Below are 24199 nucleotides of genomic sequence, written 5' to 3'. Positions count from 1 at the left end.
TTCTATAATCTTTGTTTCTTCTTTATTAGACCAGCATAGTCACTGGATTCTCAATATAACCTTTTAAAGTTTGCAGGAATTGAGCACCAGTAGCACCATCTACAGTTCTGTGATCGCAAGCCATTGTTAATTTCATGGTATTGCCAGGAACTACTTGTCCGTTTTTCACAACAGGCTTGGATACAATTGCACCCACTGATAAAATTGCAGAGTTTGGTTGATTAATGATAGACGTGAAACTTTCAATACCAAACATACCTAGGTTTGAAATTGTAAATGTACTACCCTCCATTTCATCTAAGGATAGTTTCTTGTTTCTTGCCTTGCCTGCGTATTCTTTAACGGCCGCTCCAATCTGTGTTAGATTCTGTTCATTTGCAAACTTTACAACGGGAACTACTAAGCCATCTGGCACAGCAACTGCAACGCCAATATGAACGTGGTTGTTCAACACCATTTTGTCATCAAACCATTGCGAATTAACTTGAGGATGCTGCTTCAATGCCAAAGCACATGCCTTAACTAACATATCATTAAATGATATTTTTGTGTCTGGAATTGAGTTATATTGCTCTCTAAAAGCGATAGCGTTATCCATATCAAACTCTACATTCAAATAATAGTGCGGCGCCGTAAACTTAGATTTGGCTAAGTTTTTGGCAATTGCTTTGCGCATATTTGAATTTGGCACTTCATCAAAATCTTCTTGCCCCATTGGTACAAATTTACCAACTGATGCCCCTTGGGTGACCGGTTTGAAATTCTCAATATCACGTTTAATAATTCTTCCGCTTTCTCCAGTCCCGGCCACTTGAGATAGGTCAATTCCTTTCTCTTCAGCCATTTTCTTTGCAAGAGGTGAAGCAAAGACTCTACCACCAGCCGATACTGAAGACTGCGCAGTTTGAACTGCTTTTACTTCTTCTTTTTTAGTTTCAGTTGGTTTTGCCGATTTTGATTCCTCCTTTTTAGCTTCTTCTTGTTTTGATTCCTCTTTTGTTTCGGAACCACTTACTTTAAAATTTTTAGCAATGTTCGAAACGTCAGTACCTGCAGGTCCAATTATAGCCAAAAGTGCATCTACCTTCGCTGACTGACCTTCTTCTAAACCAACATGAAGCAACGTTCCAGATTGAAACGACTCAAACTCCATTGTTGCTTTGTCAGTTTCTATCTCTGCCAAAATATCGCCTTCTTCTACCTCGTCGCCAATTTTCTTTAACCACGCTGCAACTGTACCTTCTTCCATTGTGTCACTTAATCTAGGCATAGTAACCACTGTGACACCTTCAGGAATTTCAGTGCTACCAGAATCTGGAGTGTCATTACTTTCCTCTTCTACAACTTCAGTGCTCGATTCAGTTGATTCTTCCTTTTTATCCTCTTTTCCGTTTAACAATCCAGAAATATCTTCACCCTCTTCACCAATAATGGCCAATAGTTCATCAACTTTTGTAGTCTGACCCTCTTGAACTCCAATATGGAGTAATGTACCTTCATGAAAAGACTCAAACTCCATTGTGGCCTTGTCAGTTTCTATTTCAGCTAGTATATCACCTTCTTCAACTTTGTCACCAACTTTTTTCAACCAAGCAGCAACAGTTCCTTCTTCCATTGTATCGCTTAAACGCGGCATATTTATAACTTCTGCCATGACCTATAATTTATGTGGTATAAATGGATATTCTTCTTGCTCGTATACAGCATCATACATTACATTTACCTCCGGATATGGTGATTCTTCAGCGAATTTTTCACATTCAGAAACTCTTGCTTTGACCCGTTTATCAATTTCTTTTATTTCCGCTTCTGAGGCATATTTCTTTTCCAGAATTATATCCTTAACTTGAGTTATTGGATCAATCTTTTTGTATTCTTCTACCTCCTCCTTTGTTCTGTAATGCTGTGCGTCAGACATAGAGTGACCTCTGTATCTGTAGGTTTTAACCTCCAAGAAAGACGGTCCGCCACCTTTTCTTGCGCGTTGTATAGCTTCATCAAATGCTTCAGCAACTTTTACCGGATTCATTCCGTCAACTGGGCCAGAAGGCATCTCATAACCAAGTCCAAGTTTCCAAATATCAGGATGATTGGCGGTACGTGATACAGAAGTACCCATGGCATAACCGTTATTTTCGCAAACAAAAACTACCGGCAAATTCCAAAGCATAGCAAGATTAAACGTTTCGTGAAGTGAACCTTGTCTTGCAGCTCCATCTCCAAAACAACAGATCGTAACAGCATCACTCCCATGATACTTATCCCCAAACGCAATACCTGCCCCTAAGGGTATTTGGCCACCTACAATACCATGACCTCCATAAAAGCGATGTTCTTTAGAAAAAATATGCATTGAACCTCCAAGGCCTTGAGACGTGCCTGTTGCCTTGCCAAAAAGCTCAGCCATTACACGTTTTGGATCTTCACCCATACCAATAGGCTGGACGTGATTACGATAAGCCGTAATCATTTTATCCTTTGTTAAGTCCATAGCATGTAAGGCACCTGCTAATATAGCTTCTTGCCCATTATAGAGATGTAAAAATCCTCTAACTTTTTGTTGAATATAAACTGCTGCTAACTTGTCTTCAAACTTTCTCCAAAACAGCATGTCCTCATACCATTTTAGATAAACCTCCTTAGTTATTTTACGCATTATATGATGAATTCTTTTAAACGAAAAACAAAAATAACACTTTAGATAAGAATTGAGAAAAAGTAATCCTTAAAAAATAGTTGATAAAAACAGAAAATTACTAACGAAAAGGTTATAGTACAGAGCTGTCGAAAAGAAAAGGTAATAAATTTACGAGTGAATTGGATTTGGCAACTTTTCCCGTAGCACCCATGAAATAGATTTCAATATGGTGGTCTTGTTTAATCTCATACTCCGCAATAGCTTGCCGGCATGCACCGCATGGTGGTATTGGCTTGTCTGTAACTTTATTTTCAGAAGATGCAGTTAAGGCTATCTTTAATATTTTGGCATCTGGAAAATTTGCACCAGCATAATAAATTGCTGTACGCTCGGCACATAAACCTGAAGGATAGGAGGCGTTTTCCTGATTACTGCCGGTTATAACCTCATCATTATCCAATAAAATTGCCGCACCAACTTTAAATTTCGAATAGGGTGCATATGCTTTTTCCCTGACCTTAACAGCATGTGACATCAGAGATTGAACATCCTTAGGAAGCGCATTATAACTGTCAAATACCTGTAATATGGATTCAATTTTTACTTCCTTCATTTTACTAGTTCTATTAGATAAAAAAACTATTGACTTTTACAAGACAATAGTTTCAATTTAAAAATTTACAAACTTCTAATATTCGTTATACTCACCATCTCCAAAATTAAATGTTAGTGAGAATCTCAAAGTGTTTTCAAGAGGGCTCTGCACACGCGAAGCGGAGAACAAATATGAAAGATCTATATTGATAGTTGTATACTTAAAGCCAGCTCCAAGAGCAAAAAACTTACGTGCGCCTTTGTCATCGGCCTCATTAAAGTAACCTGCTCTAAATGCAAAACTATCCTGATATGTATATTCTGCGCCAAGAGACCAAACAAACTCTCTTAGCTCTTCGCTAAAACCTCCTGGTGCGTCTCCGAAGGATTGAAAAATACCATTTATAAAACTTACGTTATTATCTTGCCCTTCGGTAATAATTGTTGGTTCACCTTCATCAATATCTGGAGTACTTGGGTCGTCCACAGTTTGTTCACCATCTCCGTTTGTATCCACAAATCCGAATTTTGGTGGAGTTGGCACTAAATATTTGGAAACTTCAGCTGTTAAACCAAGTTTATTGTATTCATCAAATATAAAATCGAATCCTGCACCCAACCTCAAATTTGTTGGCTGAAACACTTCTTCTCCACCATCATCATACCTAAACTTTGGACCTAAATTTTGAATGGCAAAGCCCATTCTCCATCTTCCATTAAAATCATTGTATGCTTCTTCCTCACTTTGGTAATAGCCTGTGATGTCTGCACCAAATGTACTTCCTGGATTGGCATTTGGATCTACAGTATCTATTCGCAAGGCAGATCGTAAATATCTAAGAGCGACTGCCATTGAAAACTGCTCCCCAAGTCTTAATGCATAGGCAACATCAATTGCATATTCGTTTGGTTTAACAGCAACGCCTGGATCGTTGGCATCTTGCGTTAGGACAATCTCTCCTAAGGAAAAATACTTAACACTTGCAGAAACTGCACTGTACTCGTTGATTCTATTAAAGTAGGTAGCATAACTTAACGATATATCATTAACTAATCGTGTTAAATATGGTGTAAAACTAACACTTAAACCAGATTTTGCCTCTGAAAAGGCATATTTGGCAGGATTGTATTGTTGTGAGAAGCCATCTACCGAAGTAGCTACTCCCATATCTCCCATGGATGCCGATCTCGCGTCTGGAGCTACAAGCATAAAAGGAAGACCGGTTGTTATTACAGAAGATTGATCTGGAAACGTTATTGTTTCTTGACCAAATGTTAGGTTAAGTGTTGCAAAAGCAATTAGGGTTAGTACGTAATTCTTCATGGTCGTTTTGGTTATTAGTACTGATAAACAGGGACTAAATCGTTAACAAATATAATTTTTTATTAGAGTATAACAAGTTTTTGAATTTTTTCAACTTGCTTATTTAAACGGTTAGATTTCACTTTTAGTTTATAAACGTATACACCTTTTCCAATTTTATCGCCAAAATCGTCTCTTCCATCCCACACAATATCCTTTGATAGTGAGCTTACGCCTTTGTTGCCGCTGGAGGTTTGTCCGTTTAATGTTCTAACTAATTTTCCTGATACAGTAAAAATCTGAACAGAAATATCCAGTGGTTCCGCACTGTTATGATTAAACCAAAATTCCGTGTAGTTCACGAACGGATTTGGATAATTGAGTACATTATCAATTACAAGCTCTTCATCTTTATCAAATACATTAAAAAGAATTTCTGCAGTTGATGAATTGTTATAGACATCCCAAGCTTTTAAGGTTAAAGTATGAATTCCAGGTTCTAAATCGCGAAAGGCGTAGGATACAACACCATTAGTGTAGTCATCTACATTTGCTTGGTAATAATCATTTAAAACAAACGGATTGGTTTCATCACCATCTAGGATCGCCGTTATGTCATGACCTATTCCACTGGCAGTATTAATCCCATTTTCGTCCTGTAGCTTAACTAGTAACGTGGGAGATTCGTTGGTGATACCTCCTGAAACAAAATTTTCGTCATTCATGAATAGATTTATAACTGGGCCAACATTATCCTCTGGTGCATTTTCGTTGATACCTCCTATACTGATATCAAAATTAGAGCCTGCCTTATCTGTCGTGGAATTGGTATTTTGAGCATAGAAGCTAACTTTTCCGTTTCCAACTGGGATTCCGATATCTCTTGGAACAATAAAATCAAATTCAAACTGGCCATTTTCTATACTTGCCTGACCTTTGAATAAGACTTCTCCTAGTGTCGTAAAGTCTAGTTTTATCTGTTGTCCGTTCTCAGTTATACCGTCGTTAGCTAATGTTTGTCTTTCAATTGGCTTGTCAAAAACCGTAGCTGTTAATGTGCCATTGAAATTGGTCACCACATTGCCATTAGTATCTACGACTTCTCCAGCTAACTTAGCATAGCTCAGTGCTTTTAAGGTATCGATTGGTTGTGAAATAGGCACATCATTAACTTGTGTTAACCTTATGTCGGGTTTTGGAAAGGCAAGTTTCATAGCAGGGTCACCGATAAGAAAAACAAGACGTTTCTGGCTAATTCCAGATATATTATCATCTGTTTTTGTTAATCTCAAGGCTTCTCCAATACTTGGGTAGTCATTAGATCCAAAAGCAAAAAGGTAATCATCTAATACCTCATTGTATGAAACACCAACTGTCACAAATATTTGTCTTGTTGTTGTAATCAGTGCTGTAGCACCACCATTCTTATTCCAAAAGGTGTATTCCCCAGCGGTAGGCCTACCTGGATCATCAAATTTTGTGTATTCACAAGTAACCGTTACAAATAGGTTAAACTTACAAATGTTATTTATCTCTTGTGCGTCATTCTTATCAAATATTCGCTCCTTGGCCAAACCATCTTCACCGCCATGTCCAAAATAATTTACAACCAAGGCTCCGACTTCAATAGCATCTTTAATCGCTTCATTTACTTGTGGATATCTATTCCCTGCAGACGATGCCTCTTGCTGAAATGCATCAGTGTGAATTTTCACAACATTCATAAATGGTTTTTCTGCTTCAACTGTCGTACCAATGCCATCTGTTGTTTCTTGAAGAATCTTCTCCCAAGCAATATCAACGTCGTCACTTATTAACAATAGATTATTCCTCCAACTACCGAAGGCATCAGGCTGATAGTATGATTCAATTTTATCTACCATTTCCTTGGCACGTTGCACGTCTTCTGCCAAAATTCTACCTACTGCAATATCCATTCTGTCACCACCACCCATTGTACCTTCGTTGTCATCCATCATACAATAAAAATCATCTGAAACGAAAGAACTTGTTAGGCTAAAACTACTATTGGTATACCATGAAGGTACGAGATTGGTATTGTTATTTAATCTGTCTTTGTAATCATAAGATCCATCCCCGAATAGACACAAGTACTTTAACTGCCTTTCATAACCGTTATTAGGATTTAGGGAAACATCATAAACGTATTTTACAAAATTTCTCAGCGCTGCAATATCCTGACTTCCAGTGCTAAATTCATTATATATAGCCTGTAGATCAACTACCTTTACAACCAGTCCATTTTGATCTCTATTAATTTGAGCAAGACGTTCTGCTTGGGAAACAAATTGTGTAGGTGCCAAAATTATGTAATCTATACCCTGTGAAGCACCATTAAAAATAGTTCCTTTTAAATCTTGATTAGCAACAGTAGAAATTGCGTCCTTTTTTGGTTGATGTACGTCTGAGTATGCAAAAGCAATGTAATTTCTTAATTCTCCAGCTGGCGCTTTAAAACTAATGGTGCTTGAAGCTTCAGTATTAATTAAATTTTGAACATTAAATCGGTCTGTAATATCCCAAACCTCACGAATCGAAGCTGTGTTCGAAATGTTATATTGTGCTATACCTGGCGAATTTGCAACATTTCGATTCATAAACCTGAGTTGATCGCCTACATAAGACAACTGTCTTGTTGCCTCTATATTAATATAATCAAGATAACCATTAGCGGAAGGATTTCCGTTATTTATATAGTCAAGAACTACAGTAACATTATCTGAAGAGATGTTTATATCGTCTACAAAACTAGCAGATGACCCAAGTATAGACCCCTCTGTTATGGCATTTAAGTTTAAGGTTGATACTTGATTACCATTTACAGTTACAATCATTGAGGTTTCTGTTTCAGACACAGCACCTACTGCCACATTGAATCTTGCAGGTTCACTTGCAACATGATTTGGAAAATTAAAATTGTAGGTTTTCTGGTTTTCTATATCAAACCGATCTCCAAACCATCTTCTCCCAAGCTTAGCCAGATTATATTCGTCAATTTCATAGAACTGATAATCCTGAAATGTAGTAACTTCAACATCAGCAGGCTGATTTATTACTGGCATTGATTGTATACGTTTGCCGTTACCAGAACTTATATTGACATAATAATAAGTCTTGTCCACATATAGGTTTAAATTGGTATTGCTTTCCTCACTATAGGTTGTAGGACCTTCGCCATAAAAAAGTATAAAGTCCCCATTGTCAAAGCTTCCATCCTCCTCGCCGACAAATTTTATAGTATTCTCTACAACATCAAATGGATAGTTTTCTGCATTGGAAAGTGGTAACATCCTACCACCGTTACCATAAATTTTTATGGTGCGTGGATCTACTGCATTAGTATTGATACCCAAACTGCTTAAAAAGCTTTTTGTAAGCTGAAATATTCCGGATTTATCTATATAAAAACGATACCATTCTCCACTGCTCAAAACGGAGCTAGTAATTTCACTTAACCTTTTTCCTCTAAAACTAGTCGATCCCGTATTTGATGAATAACTAATAGAAAAAGAAGTAATTTTTTTATAAACCCCATTTTGATTTACTATAGGAGATATTTCAATATAGGCCCCTCTTTTACCTCTAGCACTTGTGTTATATATCTTTAATATTGGTTCTTTTGGAATTAGATTTTTGTTTAGATCAAAAAGCTCACTTGGTGTTATGCTGCTGTAATTTACATTGGACAACACAACAGACTTTTCGTTAATACGCCCTGCATTATTATTCCATTGTGCAAAAAATACCAATCCCTTTTCTGTTGTGTAACTAAAATGCTTTTCGTCAAATCCAGGCACTTTAATTTTTCCAAAGTCATTCTCTAAAAATTTAGAATTTTCCCAAAGGATTTGGAAGTCCTTTTGTTGTCCGAATGCAAAAACAAAAAGGTTAAAAATTAGAAGCGTAAAGATATATTTCATTAATCTGTTTCTTTTAAGTCCAGACCAAACCCAGTCTTTTGTAGCAATTTTAGTAAAATAACGCCTTGATTTTTGACTTATTATGATGTGCAAATTTTTATTTCAAAAATACAACAATATTTTATTTTTAGGCTCGTTATTAGAGAGCAATAAACACTCGAAAAACGGCCAAAAATCCGTTATATTGTTAAAAAAAAGGGATGAAATGCACATTTTTTAGCATTTTGTCTGAAAAAAAAGTTGTCAGTTTACCTTTAATTGTTATATTGCGAATCTAAATTAAAACGAGCTTACTTAAATATATGGATATGAAAAATGTCTTAAACCTCAAATTTATCATTGCTTTGATGCTTTTTGCCTCAATCGTTGGTTGTAAAAGATCATCTGGTTCTGGCAATGTAGACACCGCTACAGGTTGGAAAATTAATGCCAAGCAAGGTGGTTTTCAGTACAACACAAGTTACAAAGAACAAGAAACACCTCCAGGGACAGCATTCATAGAAGGTGGTACTTTTACCATGGGTAAAGTACAAGATGATCCTTTGCATGATTGGAACAACTCTCCAAATCAGCAACATGTTCAATCCTTTTACATGGATGAAACTGAGGTAACAAACCTTAACTATTTATTCTATTTAGATTACTTGAAAGGGGTTTATCCACCAGACGATCCAAATTACGCATTAATTTATAAGGGTGCTTTACCAGATACTCTTGTTTGGAGAAATCGTTTGGGTTATAATGAGATGATGACAGAAAACTATTTACGCCACCCGGGTTATGCAAATTATCCTGTAGTTGGTGTTAGCTGGATACAAGCAGTAGAATATGCAAATTGGAGATCTAATAGAGTAGCAGAACTTGCATTACAAGAAGCAGGTTATTTAAAAAGAGACGCTCAGTATACAGACTTAAGTGCAGAAAGCACATTTGATGTAGATACCTATATTAATGCTCCATCACAGACTTATGGCGGTAACGAAGACGTTATTAAGGGAGGAAGACGTAAGCCGCAAACTGATGCAGATGGTAATGAAATAAATGTATTTGCAAATAGAGAAACTGGTTTAATTCCAGTTAAATATAGACTCCCAACTGAGGCAGAATGGGAATATGCTGCTCTTGGTATGAGTGAGTTAAGAAGTTACAATGTTTATCGAGGACGTAAAAAATATCCTTGGGACGGACAATATACCCGCTCAGGTAGACGCGTTAATCGTGGTGATCAGCTAGCAAACTTTAAGCAAGGGAAAGGAGATTACGGTGGAATAGCAGGTTGGTCTGACGATGGCGCTGATATTACTGCTGAAGTAAAATCATACGAACCAAATGATTACGGCCTTTATGACATGGCTGGAAATGTTGCTGAATGGGTTGCTGACGTATATAGACCTATAGTAGATGATGAGTTTAATGACTTTAACTATTATAGAGGTAATGTTTATACTAAAAATGCGCTTAACGAAGACGGAACTGTTAAAATTGTAACGGTTGAAGAGATTGTATACGATACGTTAAGCAATGGTAAAATTATTGCCAGAAATTTACCAGGTGAAATTGCTAAGATTCCTGTTGATGATGAAGAAACGTATTTAAGAACTCAGTTTGATAAAAGTGACAATAGAAACTTTAGAGATGGGGACAGACGTTCTTCGCGTTATTACAGAGAGAATTTTGAAGAAGAAAGAGATGAGAATGCAGATCTTACAAGAAAAATGTATAACTCTCCTAAGCACAAAGTAGAAATCGACTCTGCAGAAGGTAGATTGTTAAGAGAGTATGATAAATCTAGTAGCAGAACATCCTTAATTAATGATGAAGTAAGAGTTTATAAAGGAGGTTCCTGGAGAGATAGAGCTTATTGGATAGACCCTGCTCAGCGTAGGTACTTCCCTCAAGACATGGCTACCGACTACATTGGTTTTAGATGTGCAGTTTCTAGAGTTGGATCTAAATCAGTAAAGAGTAGTAAGAAAAGAAACTAATCTTAAGAAATATTTAAGTAAAAGTCCTGATGAAATTCATCAGGACTTTTTTTATTTTTAGCCTCATGGAAATGGTAGAACTATACAACAAATTTAAGGGCTGCATCAATGTATCAACGGATACGAGAAAACTTAAAAATGGCTCAATGTATTTTGCACTTAAGGGAGACAACTTTAATGGAAACAACTTTGTTGAAGATGCTTTTAACAAAGGCGCAAAATATTGTGTTGTTGATGAACCTTCTGCGGTAGTAAATAAAAATTGCATCTTGGTTAATGATGCCTTAAAAACGCTTCAAGAATTGGCTAAATTCCACAGGGCCAAAATAAAATATCCAATCATTGGACTTACCGGCAGTAATGGTAAGACCACAACCAAAGAACTAATTTATTCTGTACTATCAGCATCATTTAAGGTAAAGGCAACAAGTGGAAATCTCAATAATCATATTGGTGTTCCTCTTACCCTCTTAGAGTTTCAAGATGATTTAGATTTTGGAATTGTAGAAATGGGTGCTAACCATCAAAAAGAAATAGAATTTTTAAGCAGTATTTCCCAACCTGACTACGGTCTAATTACGAATTTTGGTAAGGCACATTTAGAAGGATTTGGTGGCGTAGAAGGTGTAATAAAAGGGAAATCAGAATTATATGATTACATAAGAGCCAATCAAAAAACTGCAATTATTAATACAGATGATGAAAAGCAAATTAATCAAATTGGAAACTATAAAAATATCATAACCTTTGGCTCAAAAAATGACAATAATTGCCAGATTGAATTTTTGAATGCCGATCCTTTTGTAACCGTTATGTTTAATACTTTAAAAATTCAAAGTCAATTGATAGGTGCGTATAATTTTGGCAATATTGCCGTTGCAATTGCAATTGGAAATCATTTTAATGTTCCTAAAGAGGCAATAAAAAAAGGGATAGAAGACTATCAACCCAAGAACAATCGTTCTGAAATAATCGAAAAGAATTCAACTAAGATCATTTTAGATGCTTATAATGCTAATCCTTCTAGCATGCTTGGCGCTTTAAAAAATTTAAAACAACTTAGCGCAAAGAATAAGATGTTATTCTTAGGAGATATGTTCGAATTGGGTGAAGAGGCCCATGCCGAACATCAAAGTATCGTAGATTTTGCAGAAACTAATTTTGAAAAGAACGTCTATTTGATTGGTGAAAACTTTTATAATTGTGGCACTAAATCCTCTACTAAAAAATTTAAAACTTTTGATGATATCAAATCCATCTTAGGCTCTATAATGCTTGATAATTCAACAATATTAATAAAAGGCTCTCGTGGCATGGCATTAGAACGCATTTTAGAACACATTTAATTCTAGGATTATAAAAATACTTGGGAATAGTATTTAAATTGTAATACGAACTTCGTTCTAATTGTAGTGAAATACAAAAAAATCCAAACTAATGTTTGGATTTTTTTTGCATGTGGGTCATACTGGATTCGAACCAGTGACTTCTACCCTGTCAAGGTAACACTCTGAACCAACTGAGTTAATGACCCTATTATTTTCAAAAATATAAAAACGGGATTACATTTACCTATTGCGAAACCGCCTTTGCAAATACAATTGTTAAATGCCTAAGCATTTACTTTGGTTTTTGTTTTCAACTTAGATTTTGAGCCAAACTCAATCTAATTCAAAAACAAAAAAACCGATTTGAAAAATCAAATCGGAATTGTATTTGAAGTGGGCGCGAAGGGATTCGAACCCCTGACCCCTTGGGTGTAAACCAAGTGCTCTGAACCAACTGAGCTACGCGCCCGATAATTGGACTGCAAATATAGATTAGTTTTTAAAATCTCAAAAGGATTTACTTAAAAAAATTAAATTATTTCAGCGACTACAAATGTACTCCCACCAACAAAAATAAGGTCATTTTTATTGGCGTTTAGTTTTGCTCCATCCAATGCATGACTTACAGAATTAAACGGCTTTGAATCCAGTCCAAACCTATCAAAATAATCCTTTAGTTTATTTACTGACCTCCCTCTAATTACATTGGGCTTACATAAATAATAAACTGCCTCTTTTGGCAATAAAGGCATTATCGTAGATAAGTCCTTATCGTTTACAGTGCCAAATACAATATGTAATTTTTCAAAATCTTCTTTTAACAATTGTTCCACAACGTATTCTAGGCCTTCCTTGTTGTGAGCTGTATCACAGATAATTTTGGGATCAGTACCAAGAATTTGCCAACGCCCTTTTAATCCGGTGTTTTTAGCAACATTTAAAAGGCCTTCTTTAGTTTGGGTTGGCGAAATATGATATTTTTTAGTATTTAAAATTTCAACAACTTGAAGAACTGTTTTTATATTCTTTTTTTGATAAGAGCCCGTCATATCGCTATCGTAGACCTCTACAATATCTTGGTCTGCAAAGTAAATTGGGGAATTATTAATCGTTGCTTTATCAATAAAAACTGGTTTTGTTTCAGATTGGGTTTCTCCTATTACAACAGGAATATTTCGCTTTATAATACCTGCTTTTTCTCCTGCAATGGCTTTAAGTGTGTTGCCTAAAAACTGCATATGATCAAATCCTATATTTGTTATAACAGATATTACTGGAGTAATAATATTTGTAGAGTCCAGTCGACCTCCCATCCCAACTTCTACAACAGCTATATCAACATTCTCTTTTGCAAAATAATCAAATGCCATACCAACGGTCATCTCAAAAAAAGAGAGTTGATTCTTCTCAAAAAACTCCTGGTTTCTTCTAACAAAGCCTATAACAAATTGTTTACTAACGGTCTTACCATTAATTCTTATGCGTTCGCGAAAATCCTTTAAATGTGGTGAGGTATAAAGACCAACTTTATAGCCTGCCACATGCAAAACTGAGGCCAACATGTGGCTTGTGGAACCCTTTCCATTTGTACCTGCAACATGTATAGATTTAAATTTATTTTCGGGATTATTTAGATGCTTGGCTAGTTTTATGGTATTGCTTAAGTCTTTTTTGTAGGCAGATTTACCTTGATTTTGATACATAGGTAACTGCTTAAACATCCATTGAACAGTTTCTAGATAGTTCATTGTTTATTGTCCCAAATCGAAGTTAATACTAACAAAGCCTATTTGTCTTGTCGGAGCATTTGGGTCTGGTGGCCATTTATGCGATTCAGCAATTTTTTTCGCAGGCTCTAATAAACACGGATGTGTATTTGTAGTTCCCTTTATACCAGGTTCTGCCTTAATAACACTTCCTTGTCTATTAACTTCAATTCTAACGACCACTAAACCGTACTCATTACAATCCTGTTTATATATTTTTCGTGAAGGTTTACCTCTGCCACCTAAGCCATAACCAACCCCTCCTTTACCTGGTCCTGAACCACCAAAATAACTAGGCGCATAAGGATTGCCATCTAACTGGCCCTTGTTACCAGGTCTGTCGTCATTACCTTCACCAGCATTATTAGGACCTTCTGAGTTCTTTACCCCTCCTATTAAGTTATCTAATTTTTTCCGCTTCTCCGCCTCCTCCTTGCGTCTACGTTCTTCTTCCTCGTGCTTTTGACGCTCTATACGCTCAGCCTCAGCTTGTGCTCTTGCCTCTGCTTCTTTTTGTTTTCTTAGTGCTATTTCCTCGGCATTATCTTCTGTAATAACTTCTTCTGTTTTAGCTTCAGACTTTGAAGGTTCTACTTTTGATGGTGTGGGCTGAGCTTCTTGAACTTGCTCTTTAATTGCTTTTCTTGGTTGGCTCAATGGTTGGTTACCACTTCCAACATCCGTAGTACCAAAATTAACCGCCACACCATATTCTTCTGGTGGATCTAAATACTGAGGACCAACCACAAAAAGCAACAACAACAAAATAATAGATATTAACGTTGTAATTCGTGCTGCATTACGTTCGTGTTTAGTTTCTAAGTATTTCACCTTTAATTATTTAATGCATTCTATTCAAAAATGGTACCGTTTAATTGGGTTTGACTGCCAAAATAACCTTAAACTTATTACGGTTGGCAATATCCATTACTTTGACGACATTTTCGACAGGTACAGATTTTTCTGCCCTTAAAACTATAGTAGGCTTTTCTAAATCCGATAAGGCAGCCACAAGCTCGTTTTCTAAAATACTTTCTCCAACTCTTTTTTGGTCTATATAATAGGTAAGATCTTTTTTGATACTGACTGCAACAGACTTTTTGTTTTCAGTTTTCCCGCTAGCCTTTGGTAAAATAATATCAATTGCACTAGTTGTTACAAGTGTGGAAGCAATCATAAAAAAGATGAGTAAGAGAAATACAATATCCGTCATGGAGGCCATATTGAATTCTGGAGTAACCTTATTTCTTCTTCCTCTAATATTCATATTAGATTGGTTCGTTTAAGTGGTCTAAAAATTCAACAGAGTTTGCTTCCATTTGGTAAACTACCTTGTTCGTTTTTACAACGATATGATTATATGCTACATATGCAATTATACCCACTATAAGTCCGCCAACTGTCGTTGTCATCGCAGTATACAAACCGCTTGCTAAAACATCCATTTGAATGGTTCCTCCAGCATTGGCAAGTTCAAAAATTGATAAAATCATACCTATTACAGTACCTAAAAACCCAATCATTGGTGCTACACCAGATATTGTTGCTAGCACACTTACGTTTCGCTCCAAACTATATATCTCAAGTCTTCCTGCATTTTCAATAGCAGTATTGATGTCTTCCAACGGCTTTCCAATTCTAGTTATACCTTTTGAAATAAGGCGGGATACAGGCGAGTTAACTTGAGCACAAAGTAGCTGTGCCGAATCAATTTTTCCATTACTAACATGATCTTTAATTTGATTCATGAAATTTGAATCTACTTTTGAAGCGGCTTTAATTGCAAAAATGCGTTCAAAATAAATGTATGTCGCGACAATTAGCAATAGGAATAATATGAGAATTATCACCATTCCAGAGGTACCTCCACTAGTAATAAGTTCTATGATTGAAAGGGTTTTTTCCACTGATTCGCCGTCAACTAACGGTTCAGTGTTATCTTGAATATTACTCAGTAATATCATATGATAAAATTTAAGTTTTAAAGTTCTTGTAAGTAATAACGTTAAGTTTTATACTTAAGTATATTAGAAAATTGCTCTTGTAGCCATAAAGGCAATTGCTCCGGCAATAAATCCAACCAAAGCGAGCCATGATATTTTCTTAAGGTACCAGAAGAAGTCTATTTTCTCCATTCCCATGGCCACAACACCTGCAGCTGAGCCAATTATTAACATACTTCCGCCAGTACCAGCAGAATATGCAATAAAATGCCATAATTGATTATCCAATGGTTCTGAAAACATGCCCAAACTTGCGGCGACTAGCGGAACATTATCTATTACCGCAGAACCTACCCCAAGCAAAAGAACAACTAAATCCGATACCACAGTACCTGTTGGCTCAGTTCCGATTAAGCCTATATTTTCTTTAAGTCCATCGGCAAATCCAAATAAAATGCCTAAAGATTCTAATGCAGCAACGGCCATTAAAATACCTAAGAAAAATAGAATACTAGGTAATTCTATTTTTGACAAGGAATAATGAACAGGACTATGACTTGAATGTTCGAGATGATGATCATCAATATGAGCCGTTGACATAGCAAATTTTGAATTACTGTAAATCTCAGCGAAAACTGCAACAACACCTAAAGACAACATCATGCCAACGTATGGTGGTAGGTGCGTAATAACCTTAAATACCGGAACAAATACAATTGCCCCTAATCCTAAAAATAGCATGGTTGAGCTATATCTATTTTTCGGTTTATTATCATCTGCTTGAAGTTCTAATTCCCCCTTAAAAGTAGGAAGCAAGGATGCAATAAATGTTGGCACAACCATACACAATAAGGACGGAATGAATAAGTAGATAAATAACTTACCTGTAGACACCTTATCTCCAATCCAAAGCATCGTAGTTGTTACATCGCCTATTGGCGACCAAGCACCTCCTGCGTTTGCAGCAATTATAATAAGACCAGCAAACCAAATTCGTATGTTTCGGTCTTTGACAATTTTTTGAAGTATAGATATGAGAACAATAGTAGCAGTTAAATTATCAATTATGGCAGAGAGTAGAAACGCCAGAACGGCAAACATCCAAAGTAATTTTTTTCGACTGTTGAAATTTACGGCAGATTTGATCGTAGAAAACCCATCGAAATAATCAATAATTTCTACAATGGTCATCGCGCCAAGAAGAAATACCAGAATTTCGGCAGTTTTACCCAAATGATGAAGTAATGTCTCCTCCATAAGATGCATCTTCTCTTCATGCCCTAATACTCCAAAATTTTCCATTAGGTTGTGCTTTGTAGAATCAAACCATTGAGAAAAATCATCAATGCCCAATGATATTAAAGCCCAACTAATAGCCATCATTACCAATGCAGGAATTAACTTATCAATTTTGATGCTATGCTCTAATGTTATGGCCAAATAGCCACCTATAAAAACAAGAATTATTACGGTTTCCATACTAAGGGATATTTATATTAATTGCCTTAATGCTATTTCGAAGGCTGTTTTGCTTATTTCAACTCTACCGGAGTTTTTCTTTTTTACCTCTTTGAGGGCCTTTTTTATTACTCGAGAGGTATCTTTAAATATTGCTTGGTCTGTCATTTGTACTCTTCGTTCCATAAAATAAGCAAAAACCCTTGCCATTCCGCAATTAGATATGAAATCTGGTATTAAACTTACTCTTTTGTCGGTATATTCCATAATAGGACCGAAGAAAATTTCTTTATCAGCAAAAGGTACATTTGCGCCACATGTTATTACTTCAAGTCCTGTATTAATCATTTGGTCAACCTGCTCTTTGGTTATTAACCTTGAGGCAGCACATGGAGCAAAAACTTCTGCCTTTAACGACCATATTAAGCTATTAATTTCATTAAAAGGTATTAAATTTTCTGCAACCAAAAAATTACCTGTTTTATTAAGAAAAAGTTGCGTTATTTCTTGAAGCGTAAACCCGTCAGGTTTGATTAAACCACCTGGCCTATCAATAATACCAACTATCTTAGCTCCCATCTGAGCAAAATAAAATGCTGCAGCCGCGCCAACATTTCCAAATCCTTGCACAACTACCCGCTTTCCTTTTATTGACTCCTCATTTAACTCGTAGAAATGCTTTGCTGCTATTGCCACACCATAACCAGTAATCATGTCAGCAACAGTGTACTTTCGTGATACATCAGGTGAATAATTTGGGTTTTCAATAACCTTAATTACGCCATACCTTAACTGTCCAATTCTATTTATTTTATCTGCTTGAGTTGGCTTAAAATGGCCCTCAAAAACACCTTCCTGAGGATGCCAAACACCGCTTTCTTCAGTTATTGGAATTACTTCGTTTATTTCATCAACATTTAAATCGCCTCCTGTTCCATAATAACTCTTGAGCAATGGTGATACGGCTTGATACCAACGTTCTAAAACCCCCTTTTTTCTAGGATCTTTTGGATCAAAATTAATTCCAGATTTTGCACCGCCAATTGAAGGACCTGAAACTGTAAACTTTACTTCCATGGTTTTAGCTAGGGACAACACTTCGTTCATATCCAACCCCTTCCGCATGCGTGTACCACCTCCCGCAGCTCCTCCTCGTAAGGAGTTAATTACGACCCAACCTTCTGCATCGGTTTCTGGATCATTCCAATGAAATACGATTTCAGGTGCTTTATTTTCGTATTTCTGAAGTAATTCCTTTATCAAATTGATTGATTTGTTTAGATGTAACAAATATAAAAAACAATAAAAGCTATCGAGTGAAATAAAAATTAAATTTGAGGTTTTGGATACAATATCCTACCAGACGAATGATCCCTTTTTGCACCAGTAACACTTGCGAGACAATTGGCTTCATTTCTGGCTTTTAAAACACCTAAAAAGGCAAATATTAATGCTTCCTTAAACTCAACAAGATTGTTTTCTGGTATTATAATCTGAGCAGGAACATAATGCTTAATTCTTGAGATTAAGTAAGTATTATAAGCACCTCCTCCAGTAACTAAAACTTTTCTGTCACGAACATTAATTATGTCTGAAATTTGAATTGCAATGTGCTCTACTAGAGTACACTGTACATCTTCAATTCTTAGGATATGACTTTTGATCAATGGAAAGACTTCTTGTTTTACCCACTCTAAACCTAGGGATTTCGGAAAAGTTAGATTATAAAAAGGTAAATTATTTAACTCGCTCAGTAGTTGGCTGTTGACCTTTCCACTAGAAGCCAACTCTCCGTTTTTGTCATAGTCTAATCCAATTTTTGAAACTATGTGGTTAAGGACAATATTTACCGGACAAATGTCAAACGCTATTCTTTGATTGTTTTGCTGAAAGGAAATATTCGCAAAGCCACCAAGATTTAAACAATAATCAAAAACTCCAAACAACAGCTTGTCACCAATAGGAACTAAAGGTGCACCTTGACCTCCCAATGTTACGTCTTGAGTTCTAAAGTCACAAATTATTTTATTCCCTATTATATCGGCCAGTTCTTGATTGTTTCCAATTTGATATGTTAGACCTTGATCTGGCTTATGAAGTGCCGTATGTCCGTGTGATGACACAAAATCGATACCAACTAAATTATTTCTTGCAATAAAATCTTTAATAGTAAAACCCAAATATTTTGTATACGAACTATCTATTTTGTTTAATTCATCTTCAGACAAATCAATTAATGATTTGAGTTTGTTTACCCATTGTTTTGAATACGAAACTGTCTCACAATGTTTTATTTCAAAATTCCATGAATTAGAGAACTCGAATTTCACATAGGCTAAATCTATGCCATCCAAGGAGGTTCCCGACATAACACCAATAACATTATAAGACGAATTTATCATATTAGTAAAATTAGTATTAGTTATTGAAAATACAGCAAATATCAATTATCTTTGCACCAAATTTTTATCAAATTATTAATCATTTAAACATATGGACTTTAGCTTAACCGAAGAGCATTTGATGATACGTGAGGCGGCAAGAGATTTTGCGCGCACAGAATTACTACCAGGAGTTATTGAAAGAGATGAAAACCAAGTATTCCCTGATGAGTTGGTAAAGAAAATGGGAGAACTTGGATTTATGGGAATAATGGTAGATCCAAAATATGGTGGTAGCGGTATGGATACAATTTCCTACGTGTTGATTATGGAAGAACTTTCAAAAATTGATGCTTCTGCTTCTGTTATTGTATCGGTCAATAATTCTTTGGTCTGTTATGGTATTGAGAAATATGGCACTGAAGAACAAAAGCAAAAGTATTTGACTAAGCTGGCGACTGGTGAGTATGTTGGTGCGTTTTGTCTTAGTGAACCAGAAGCAGGTAGTGACGCAACATCTCAAAAAACAACTGCAATAGACAAGGGTGATCATTATGTAATTAACGGCACTAAAAACTGGATTACAAATGGTGGTAGATCTGATGTTTATTTGGTAATTGCTCAGACTGATAGAGAAAAAGGGCACAGAGGTATTAATGCATTTATAGTAGAGAAAGGTACTCCGGGTTTTGATATTGGTCCTAAAGAAGATAAATTAGGTATACGTGGTAGTGATACACATACGCTTCAGTTTAATGATGTTAAAGTACCAAAAGAAAATAGGATTGGTGAAGACGGTTTTGGATTTAAGTTTGCCATGAAAACACTTTCTGGTGGTCGTATAGGTATCGCGGCCCAAGCTTTAGGAATTGCTTCTGGAGCTTATGAATTGGCATTAGAATATTCTAAGGTAAGGAAGGCATTTGGTACTGAAATTTGCAATCACCAAGCTGTAGCATTTAAGCTGGCTGACATGTATACTGAGATTGAAGCTGCACGTCATTTAGTAATGAAAGCAGCTTGGGAAAAAGATCAAGGATTAAATCATGATATGTCAAGTGCAATGGCAAAATTGTATGCATCAAAAGTTGCTATGGAGCAAACTGTTGAAGCTGTTCAGATACACGGTGGTAATGGTTTTGTAAAAGAATATCATGTAGAACGACTAATGCGTGATGCAAAAATTACACAGATTTATGAAGGGACTTCAGAGATACAAAAAATTGTAATCTCTAGGGGTGTAATTAAAGGATAAATTGTATTAGCACAACAATAAGAAAGTCAAGTTCCTACCTACACTTGGCTTTTATTCTTTATAAGTTTATAGGTCTGCATTGCGATTTCGAGCTCTTCGTTTGTTGGTATTACCAATATTCTAACTTGTGCTTCAATGTGACTAATATCCCGAATACCTGATGTCTTTGCTCTGTTCTTTTCAATATCTAGTTTTATACCAAAAGTTTCCATATCAGAACAAACTAATTCTCGTATCATTGCAGAGTTTTCTCCAATTCCTGCCGTAAATATTAAACAATCTAAACCATTCATGGAAGCAATATAGCCACCAATATACTTTTTGATTCTATAAGCATTCATGGCTAAAGCAACTTTACACGCTTTATCTCCTTTTTCAGCTTCAGATTCAATATCTCTCAGATCACTAAAACCTGTTAAACCTAGCATTCCGCTTTCCCTTTGTAAAATATTATCTACTTCGTCTAGATTATAACCTAAAGTATTTACCAAATAAAATATTAATGAGTGATCTATATCACCGGATCGCGTACCCATTATTAAACCGTTAACAGGGGCAAAACCTAAACTGTGATCTATACTTCTTCCATTTTTAATAGCTGTAATGCTACACCCATTACCAAGGTGAATTGAAATGATTTTCGAGTTCTTTTTTCCTAAAAAGTTTACGGCTTTTTCAGAGACATATTTATGGCTTGTTCCATGAAATCCATAGAGACGAATCTTATGGTCATCAAAAAATACATTTGGAATTGCATATTTATGGGCTACCTCAGGTATTGTTTGATGAAATGCAGTGTCAAAAACTGCTACTTGTTTTGCCTTAGAAAATGCGGCCTCGGCAACACTAATTCCTTTTAAGTTTGGTGGATTATGTAAGGGTGCCAAAACAGACAACTCCTCGATAGTATTCTTAACGTTCTTATTTATTTCTATTGTATCTTTAAAATCATTACCGCCATGAACAACTCTATGGCCAACAGCGTCAATTTCTTCGACAGAAGTTATAACACCATTATTATGGTCAAGTAACAATTTAACAATATAATCTAGGGCTTCTTTATGATTGGCAATTTTAATTTGTTCATCAATTTTAAATTCGGTAGAATTAAACTTAATGCTAGAATCTAATTGACCTATTCTATCTATAACACCAGAACAAATAACCTTTTGCTCAGGCATTAAAAATAATTGATACTTTACAGACGAACTCCCTGAATTTAGAACTAAGATTTTCATTATTAATGTTTTAATCTTGTGCTTGAATTGCAGTAATTATTACTGTGTTAAATATATCATCTACAGTACAGCCTCTGCTCAAATCATTAATTGGCTTGTTAAGACCTTGTAACATTGGTCCTATTGCAAGAGCCCCCGTCTCTCTTTGAACTGCTTTATAGGTATTATTACCCGTATTTAAATCAGGGAAAATTAATACACTTGCTTGACCCGCAACTTCTGAATATGGTAATTTTTTTCTGCCTACTTCAGGATCGACAGCTGCATCGTACTGTATCGGACCTTCCACTTTCAGGTCTGGTCGTTTTTCTCTCACAATTGCTGTGGCTCTTTTAACCGTATCTACATCTTCTCCTTGCCCAGAGACTCCTGAAGAATAAGATAGCATAGCTACTTTGGCATCTATTCCAAATGCGATACTAGAGTCTGCAGAAGCTATAGCAATATCTGCTAGCTGTTCGGCCGTAGGATTTGGATTAATTGCACAATCGCCAAAAACACTAACCCTATCTTCTAAACACATAAAAAATATTGATGATACTACAGAAAATCCAGGCTTGGTTTTAATAAATTGAAGTGCAGGTCTAATGGTATGCTGGGTGGTATGAATAGCTCCTGACACCATACCGTCGGCTAGTCCTTTATAAACCATCATCGTACCAAAGTAAGATACGTCCCTTATCAAATCTTCTGCCGTAGCAGGACTAAGTCCTTTATGTTTTCTTAACTCATAGAGTGTACTAGTAAAATCTTCTAAATATTCAGATTCATTGGGATTTATGATAGAAGCCTTATCAAAATCAAAAGGTATATTCAATCGCTCAACAGAAGCCTTTATCTTAGTTTCAACTCCTAAGAGTGTTAAATCAATAATATCTAATTCTTGAAGTTTAGAAGCCGCTATTAAAATCCTATCGTCATTTCCTTCAGGTAACACAATGTGTTTTCTGACTTGCATTGCGCGTTTCACCAAATAATACTGAAACATTCGGGGTGTCATTATCTTACTAACTTCAAAAGACTCTAAATGCTTCATCAATCTGTCCACGTCAATGTGACGTTCAAACACATCAATAGAAATTTTAATTTTATCTGTATTTGTAGAATAGATATGAGATCTGACATTAGCCAATTGGGATGCGATGTTAAACGTTGGTTCTTTTACTCTGACAATTGGAATTATCTTATCCAGTCCATCAATAAGCCTAATTATAGAACCTGACAATTCCATTTTACCACTTAAAATTATTCCTGCTATACTAGGGTAATTCGTAGAAATATTCGCCTGTAGTGTCCCCATAAGAATATCTTCACGATCAGCAGGTGTAACGATTACTGCGTCTTCTGTCAAGTACTCTAAGAAGTGCTGTAATTGCATAGCTCCTATTTCTATTTCACCAGTTGGTCTATCCAGTAATTCGGATCCAAATAAAATATCAGCATTCATATAATCCACTAATTCCTTCATAGTTGGATTTTTCAACTTATGATAAATAGGGATTACATTGGCAATGACGGATTTTGGAAAGAGATCTTTCATTTTCTCTTTCACAGTATCAACTTGATTCTGTTCTACTTTATTAGCGACCGTAGCAATGACATTAACATCTTTTTGTATAAATGAATCATAGGTGAGATGCAAGTTGTCAGCAAAATCATCAAGTCGTTTATCTAGGGCACTTGAAATGATTATGACTGGTATTCCGAGGTTTTTTGCTATAAGTATATTTAAATCAAGTTCTATTATCGAACTAAGATCAGAAAAATCACTACCCTCAACAATAACAAAATCAAATCTTTCTTCAAGTTTTTTATACTTTTTTATTATTGTATTCAAAATAGCTTCTTTCTTGTCATTGTTCCACTTCTTAATGAGCTTCGAAATGGGATAACCATAAGCATCTTCATAGCCAATATCTATTGAAAAGTAGGTTAGTACTGTGTTTATATGATTATCTCTCTTATGTGTTGTATCGTCAATAATCGGTCTAAAATATCCAACACTCGGTTTACTCCTTAATAATGAATTCATTATTCCGATAGTCAAAATTGATTTACCACTATCAGAATCATTTGAAGTTATGTAAATTGCTTTATTCATTAAAACTTAATTGATACTGTCAAATAAAATAAAAGGAATTATCTATATTCTAAATTAAGCCGAAGATAGTAAAATCTAGACCTTATTGATACTAAGTATAATAATATTTCTGTAGCAAAACCTATTAAAAATATGTTTAAATAATACCTGTTGCGGAAGGCTGTTTTAGCACCATAAAAAAAGCCCCTTGCTATTTGCAAGGGGCTTTTCAAAAGAAAGGCGGCGACCTACTCTCCCACAGAAAGCAGTACCATCGGCGCTAACGGGC

Annotated in this window: 17 protein-coding genes and 2 tRNA genes; 3 read left to right on the top strand and 16 right to left on the bottom strand. The window is 35.7% G+C overall.

The genetic code is table 11. The features are described 5' to 3' along the window. Positions 1–25 precede the first annotated feature (25 nt). From LBU54_RS13355 to porU, 5 genes are all read right to left on the bottom strand, one after another. Entirely contained in the window at positions 26–1654 is a 1629-nt protein-coding gene (locus LBU54_RS13355; protein ID WP_224530776.1) for a pyruvate dehydrogenase complex dihydrolipoamide acetyltransferase, read from the bottom strand. Positions 1655–1657: 3 nt separating this feature from the next. Then, a complete protein-coding gene (gene pdhA / locus LBU54_RS13350; RefSeq protein ID WP_224530773.1) occupies positions 1658–2656 on the bottom strand; it encodes a pyruvate dehydrogenase (acetyl-transferring) E1 component subunit alpha in 999 nt (332 codons plus the stop codon). Positions 2657–2768: 112 nt separating this feature from the next. Next, the gene (gene cdd / locus LBU54_RS13345) at positions 2769–3251 is read right to left on the bottom strand and encodes a cytidine deaminase (protein WP_224530770.1); all 483 of its coding nucleotides are present in this window, start codon (positions 3249–3251) and stop codon (positions 2769–2771) included. Positions 3252–3326: 75 nt separating this feature from the next. Then, positions 3327–4556: a type IX secretion system outer membrane channel protein PorV gene (gene porV, locus LBU54_RS13340; protein ID WP_224530768.1), complete on the bottom strand. Its 1230-nt coding sequence runs from the start codon at positions 4554–4556 to the stop codon at positions 3327–3329. Positions 4557–4618: 62 nt separating this feature from the next. Then, positions 4619–8476, bottom strand: a complete 3858-nt coding sequence (gene porU, locus LBU54_RS13335) for a type IX secretion system sortase PorU (RefSeq protein ID WP_224530764.1) — start codon at positions 8474–8476, stop codon at positions 4619–4621. 302 nt (positions 8477–8778) lie between these two features. On the opposite strand from porU, the gene gldJ reads away from it, so the two are divergent. Both gldJ and LBU54_RS13325 read left to right on the top strand, forming a co-directional pair. After that, positions 8779–10461 carry a gliding motility lipoprotein GldJ gene (gldJ, locus tag LBU54_RS13330; RefSeq protein ID WP_224530760.1) on the top strand — a complete coding sequence of 561 codons (1683 nt, stop codon included), beginning with the start codon at positions 8779–8781 and terminating at the stop codon, positions 10459–10461. A gap of 71 nt (positions 10462–10532) precedes the next feature. After that, entirely contained in the window at positions 10533–11807 is a 1275-nt protein-coding gene (locus tag LBU54_RS13325) for a UDP-N-acetylmuramoyl-tripeptide--D-alanyl-D-alanine ligase (protein ID WP_317196325.1), read from the top strand. A 113-nt stretch (positions 11808–11920) separates the two neighbouring features. On the opposite strand, the gene LBU54_RS13320 is transcribed toward LBU54_RS13325, so the two are convergent. The 9 genes from LBU54_RS13320 to LBU54_RS13280 form a co-directional block, all read right to left on the bottom strand. Further along, positions 11921–11995, bottom strand: a tRNA-Val gene (locus tag LBU54_RS13320). 188 nt (positions 11996–12183) lie between these two features. Then, positions 12184–12258: transfer RNA gene (locus LBU54_RS13315), tRNA-Val, on the bottom strand. Between the two features lie 61 nt (positions 12259–12319). Next, positions 12320–13537 (bottom strand): bifunctional folylpolyglutamate synthase/dihydrofolate synthase, encoded by a 1218-nt coding sequence (locus LBU54_RS13310; protein WP_224530756.1) that lies wholly within the window; start codon positions 13535–13537, stop codon positions 12320–12322. Positions 13538–13540: 3 nt separating this feature from the next. Next, a complete protein-coding gene (locus LBU54_RS13305; RefSeq protein WP_224530753.1) occupies positions 13541–14386 on the bottom strand; it encodes an energy transducer TonB in 846 nt (281 codons plus the stop codon). A gap of 40 nt (positions 14387–14426) precedes the next feature. Continuing rightward, positions 14427–14822 carry an ExbD/TolR family protein gene (locus tag LBU54_RS13300; protein ID WP_224530751.1) on the bottom strand — a complete coding sequence of 132 codons (396 nt, stop codon included), beginning with the start codon at positions 14820–14822 and terminating at the stop codon, positions 14427–14429. A 1-nt stretch (position 14823) separates the two neighbouring features. After that, the gene (locus tag LBU54_RS13295) at positions 14824–15519 is read right to left on the bottom strand and encodes a MotA/TolQ/ExbB proton channel family protein (RefSeq protein WP_224530740.1); all 696 of its coding nucleotides are present in this window, start codon (positions 15517–15519) and stop codon (positions 14824–14826) included. 63 nt (positions 15520–15582) lie between these two features. After that, complete coding sequence (gene nhaD / locus LBU54_RS13290; RefSeq protein ID WP_224530731.1) at positions 15583–16977, bottom strand: sodium:proton antiporter NhaD; 1395 nt, start codon at positions 16975–16977, stop codon at positions 15583–15585. 12 nt (positions 16978–16989) lie between these two features. Next, positions 16990–18216 carry a Glu/Leu/Phe/Val dehydrogenase dimerization domain-containing protein gene (locus LBU54_RS13285; protein WP_224531165.1) on the bottom strand — a complete coding sequence of 409 codons (1227 nt, stop codon included), beginning with the start codon at positions 18214–18216 and terminating at the stop codon, positions 16990–16992. 68 nt (positions 18217–18284) lie between these two features. Beyond that, positions 18285–19358, bottom strand: coding sequence for an anhydro-N-acetylmuramic acid kinase (locus LBU54_RS13280; RefSeq protein ID WP_224530729.1), 1074 nt, complete (start codon positions 19356–19358; stop codon positions 18285–18287). A 91-nt stretch (positions 19359–19449) separates the two neighbouring features. Here LBU54_RS13280 and LBU54_RS13275 point away from each other — a divergent pair, with 91 nt between their 5' ends. Next, positions 19450–20592 carry an acyl-CoA dehydrogenase gene (locus LBU54_RS13275; protein ID WP_224530727.1) on the top strand — a complete coding sequence of 381 codons (1143 nt, stop codon included), beginning with the start codon at positions 19450–19452 and terminating at the stop codon, positions 20590–20592. A gap of 38 nt (positions 20593–20630) precedes the next feature. Here the strand turns inward: LBU54_RS13275 and LBU54_RS13270 are convergent, their stop codons facing one another. Beyond that, entirely contained in the window at positions 20631–21830 is a 1200-nt protein-coding gene (locus tag LBU54_RS13270) for an acetate/propionate family kinase (RefSeq protein ID WP_224530725.1), read from the bottom strand. Between the two features lie 10 nt (positions 21831–21840). Then, positions 21841–23931 (bottom strand): phosphate acetyltransferase, encoded by a 2091-nt coding sequence (pta, locus tag LBU54_RS13265; RefSeq protein WP_224530723.1) that lies wholly within the window; start codon positions 23929–23931, stop codon positions 21841–21843. Positions 23932–24199: the final 268 nt, after the last annotated feature.

Source organism: Winogradskyella alexanderae (assembly GCF_020166335.1).
GTDB lineage: Bacteria > Bacteroidota > Bacteroidia > Flavobacteriales > Flavobacteriaceae > Winogradskyella > Winogradskyella alexanderae.
The sequence above is the reverse complement of the archived record's forward strand: the minus strand, read 5'-3'. Positions and strand labels throughout refer to the sequence as shown.

Excerpts from the sequence above, each read along its gene's own strand:
- LBU54_RS13355 (WP_224530776.1), bottom strand. The coding sequence starts at position 1,654 with ATGGCAGAAGTTATAAATATGCCGCGTTTAAGCGATACAATGGAAGAA.
- pdhA (WP_224530773.1), bottom strand. The coding sequence starts at position 2,656 with ATGCGTAAAATAACTAAGGAGGTTTATCTAAAATGGTATGAGGACATG.
- cdd (WP_224530770.1), bottom strand. The coding sequence starts at position 3,251 with ATGAAGGAAGTAAAAATTGAATCCATATTACAGGTATTTGACAGTTAT.
- porV (WP_224530768.1), bottom strand. The coding sequence starts at position 4,556 with ATGAAGAATTACGTACTAACCCTAATTGCTTTTGCAACACTTAACCTA.
- porU (WP_224530764.1), bottom strand. The coding sequence starts at position 8,476 with ATGAAATATATCTTTACGCTTCTAATTTTTAACCTTTTTGTTTTTGCA.
- gldJ (WP_224530760.1), top strand. The coding sequence starts at position 8,779 with ATGGATATGAAAAATGTCTTAAACCTCAAATTTATCATTGCTTTGATG.
- LBU54_RS13325 (WP_317196325.1), top strand. The coding sequence starts at position 10,533 with ATGGTAGAACTATACAACAAATTTAAGGGCTGCATCAATGTATCAACG.
- LBU54_RS13310 (WP_224530756.1), bottom strand. The coding sequence starts at position 13,537 with ATGAACTATCTAGAAACTGTTCAATGGATGTTTAAGCAGTTACCTATG.
- LBU54_RS13300 (WP_224530751.1), bottom strand. The coding sequence starts at position 14,822 with ATGAATATTAGAGGAAGAAGAAATAAGGTTACTCCAGAATTCAATATG.
- LBU54_RS13295 (WP_224530740.1), bottom strand. The coding sequence starts at position 15,519 with ATGATATTACTGAGTAATATTCAAGATAACACTGAACCGTTAGTTGAC.
- nhaD (WP_224530731.1), bottom strand. The coding sequence starts at position 16,977 with ATGGAAACCGTAATAATTCTTGTTTTTATAGGTGGCTATTTGGCCATA.
- LBU54_RS13280 (WP_224530729.1), bottom strand. The coding sequence starts at position 19,358 with ATGATAAATTCGTCTTATAATGTTATTGGTGTTATGTCGGGAACCTCC.
- LBU54_RS13275 (WP_224530727.1), top strand. The coding sequence starts at position 19,450 with ATGGACTTTAGCTTAACCGAAGAGCATTTGATGATACGTGAGGCGGCA.
- LBU54_RS13270 (WP_224530725.1), bottom strand. The coding sequence starts at position 21,830 with ATGAAAATCTTAGTTCTAAATTCAGGGAGTTCGTCTGTAAAGTATCAA.
- pta (WP_224530723.1), bottom strand. The coding sequence starts at position 23,931 with ATGAATAAAGCAATTTACATAACTTCAAATGATTCTGATAGTGGTAAA.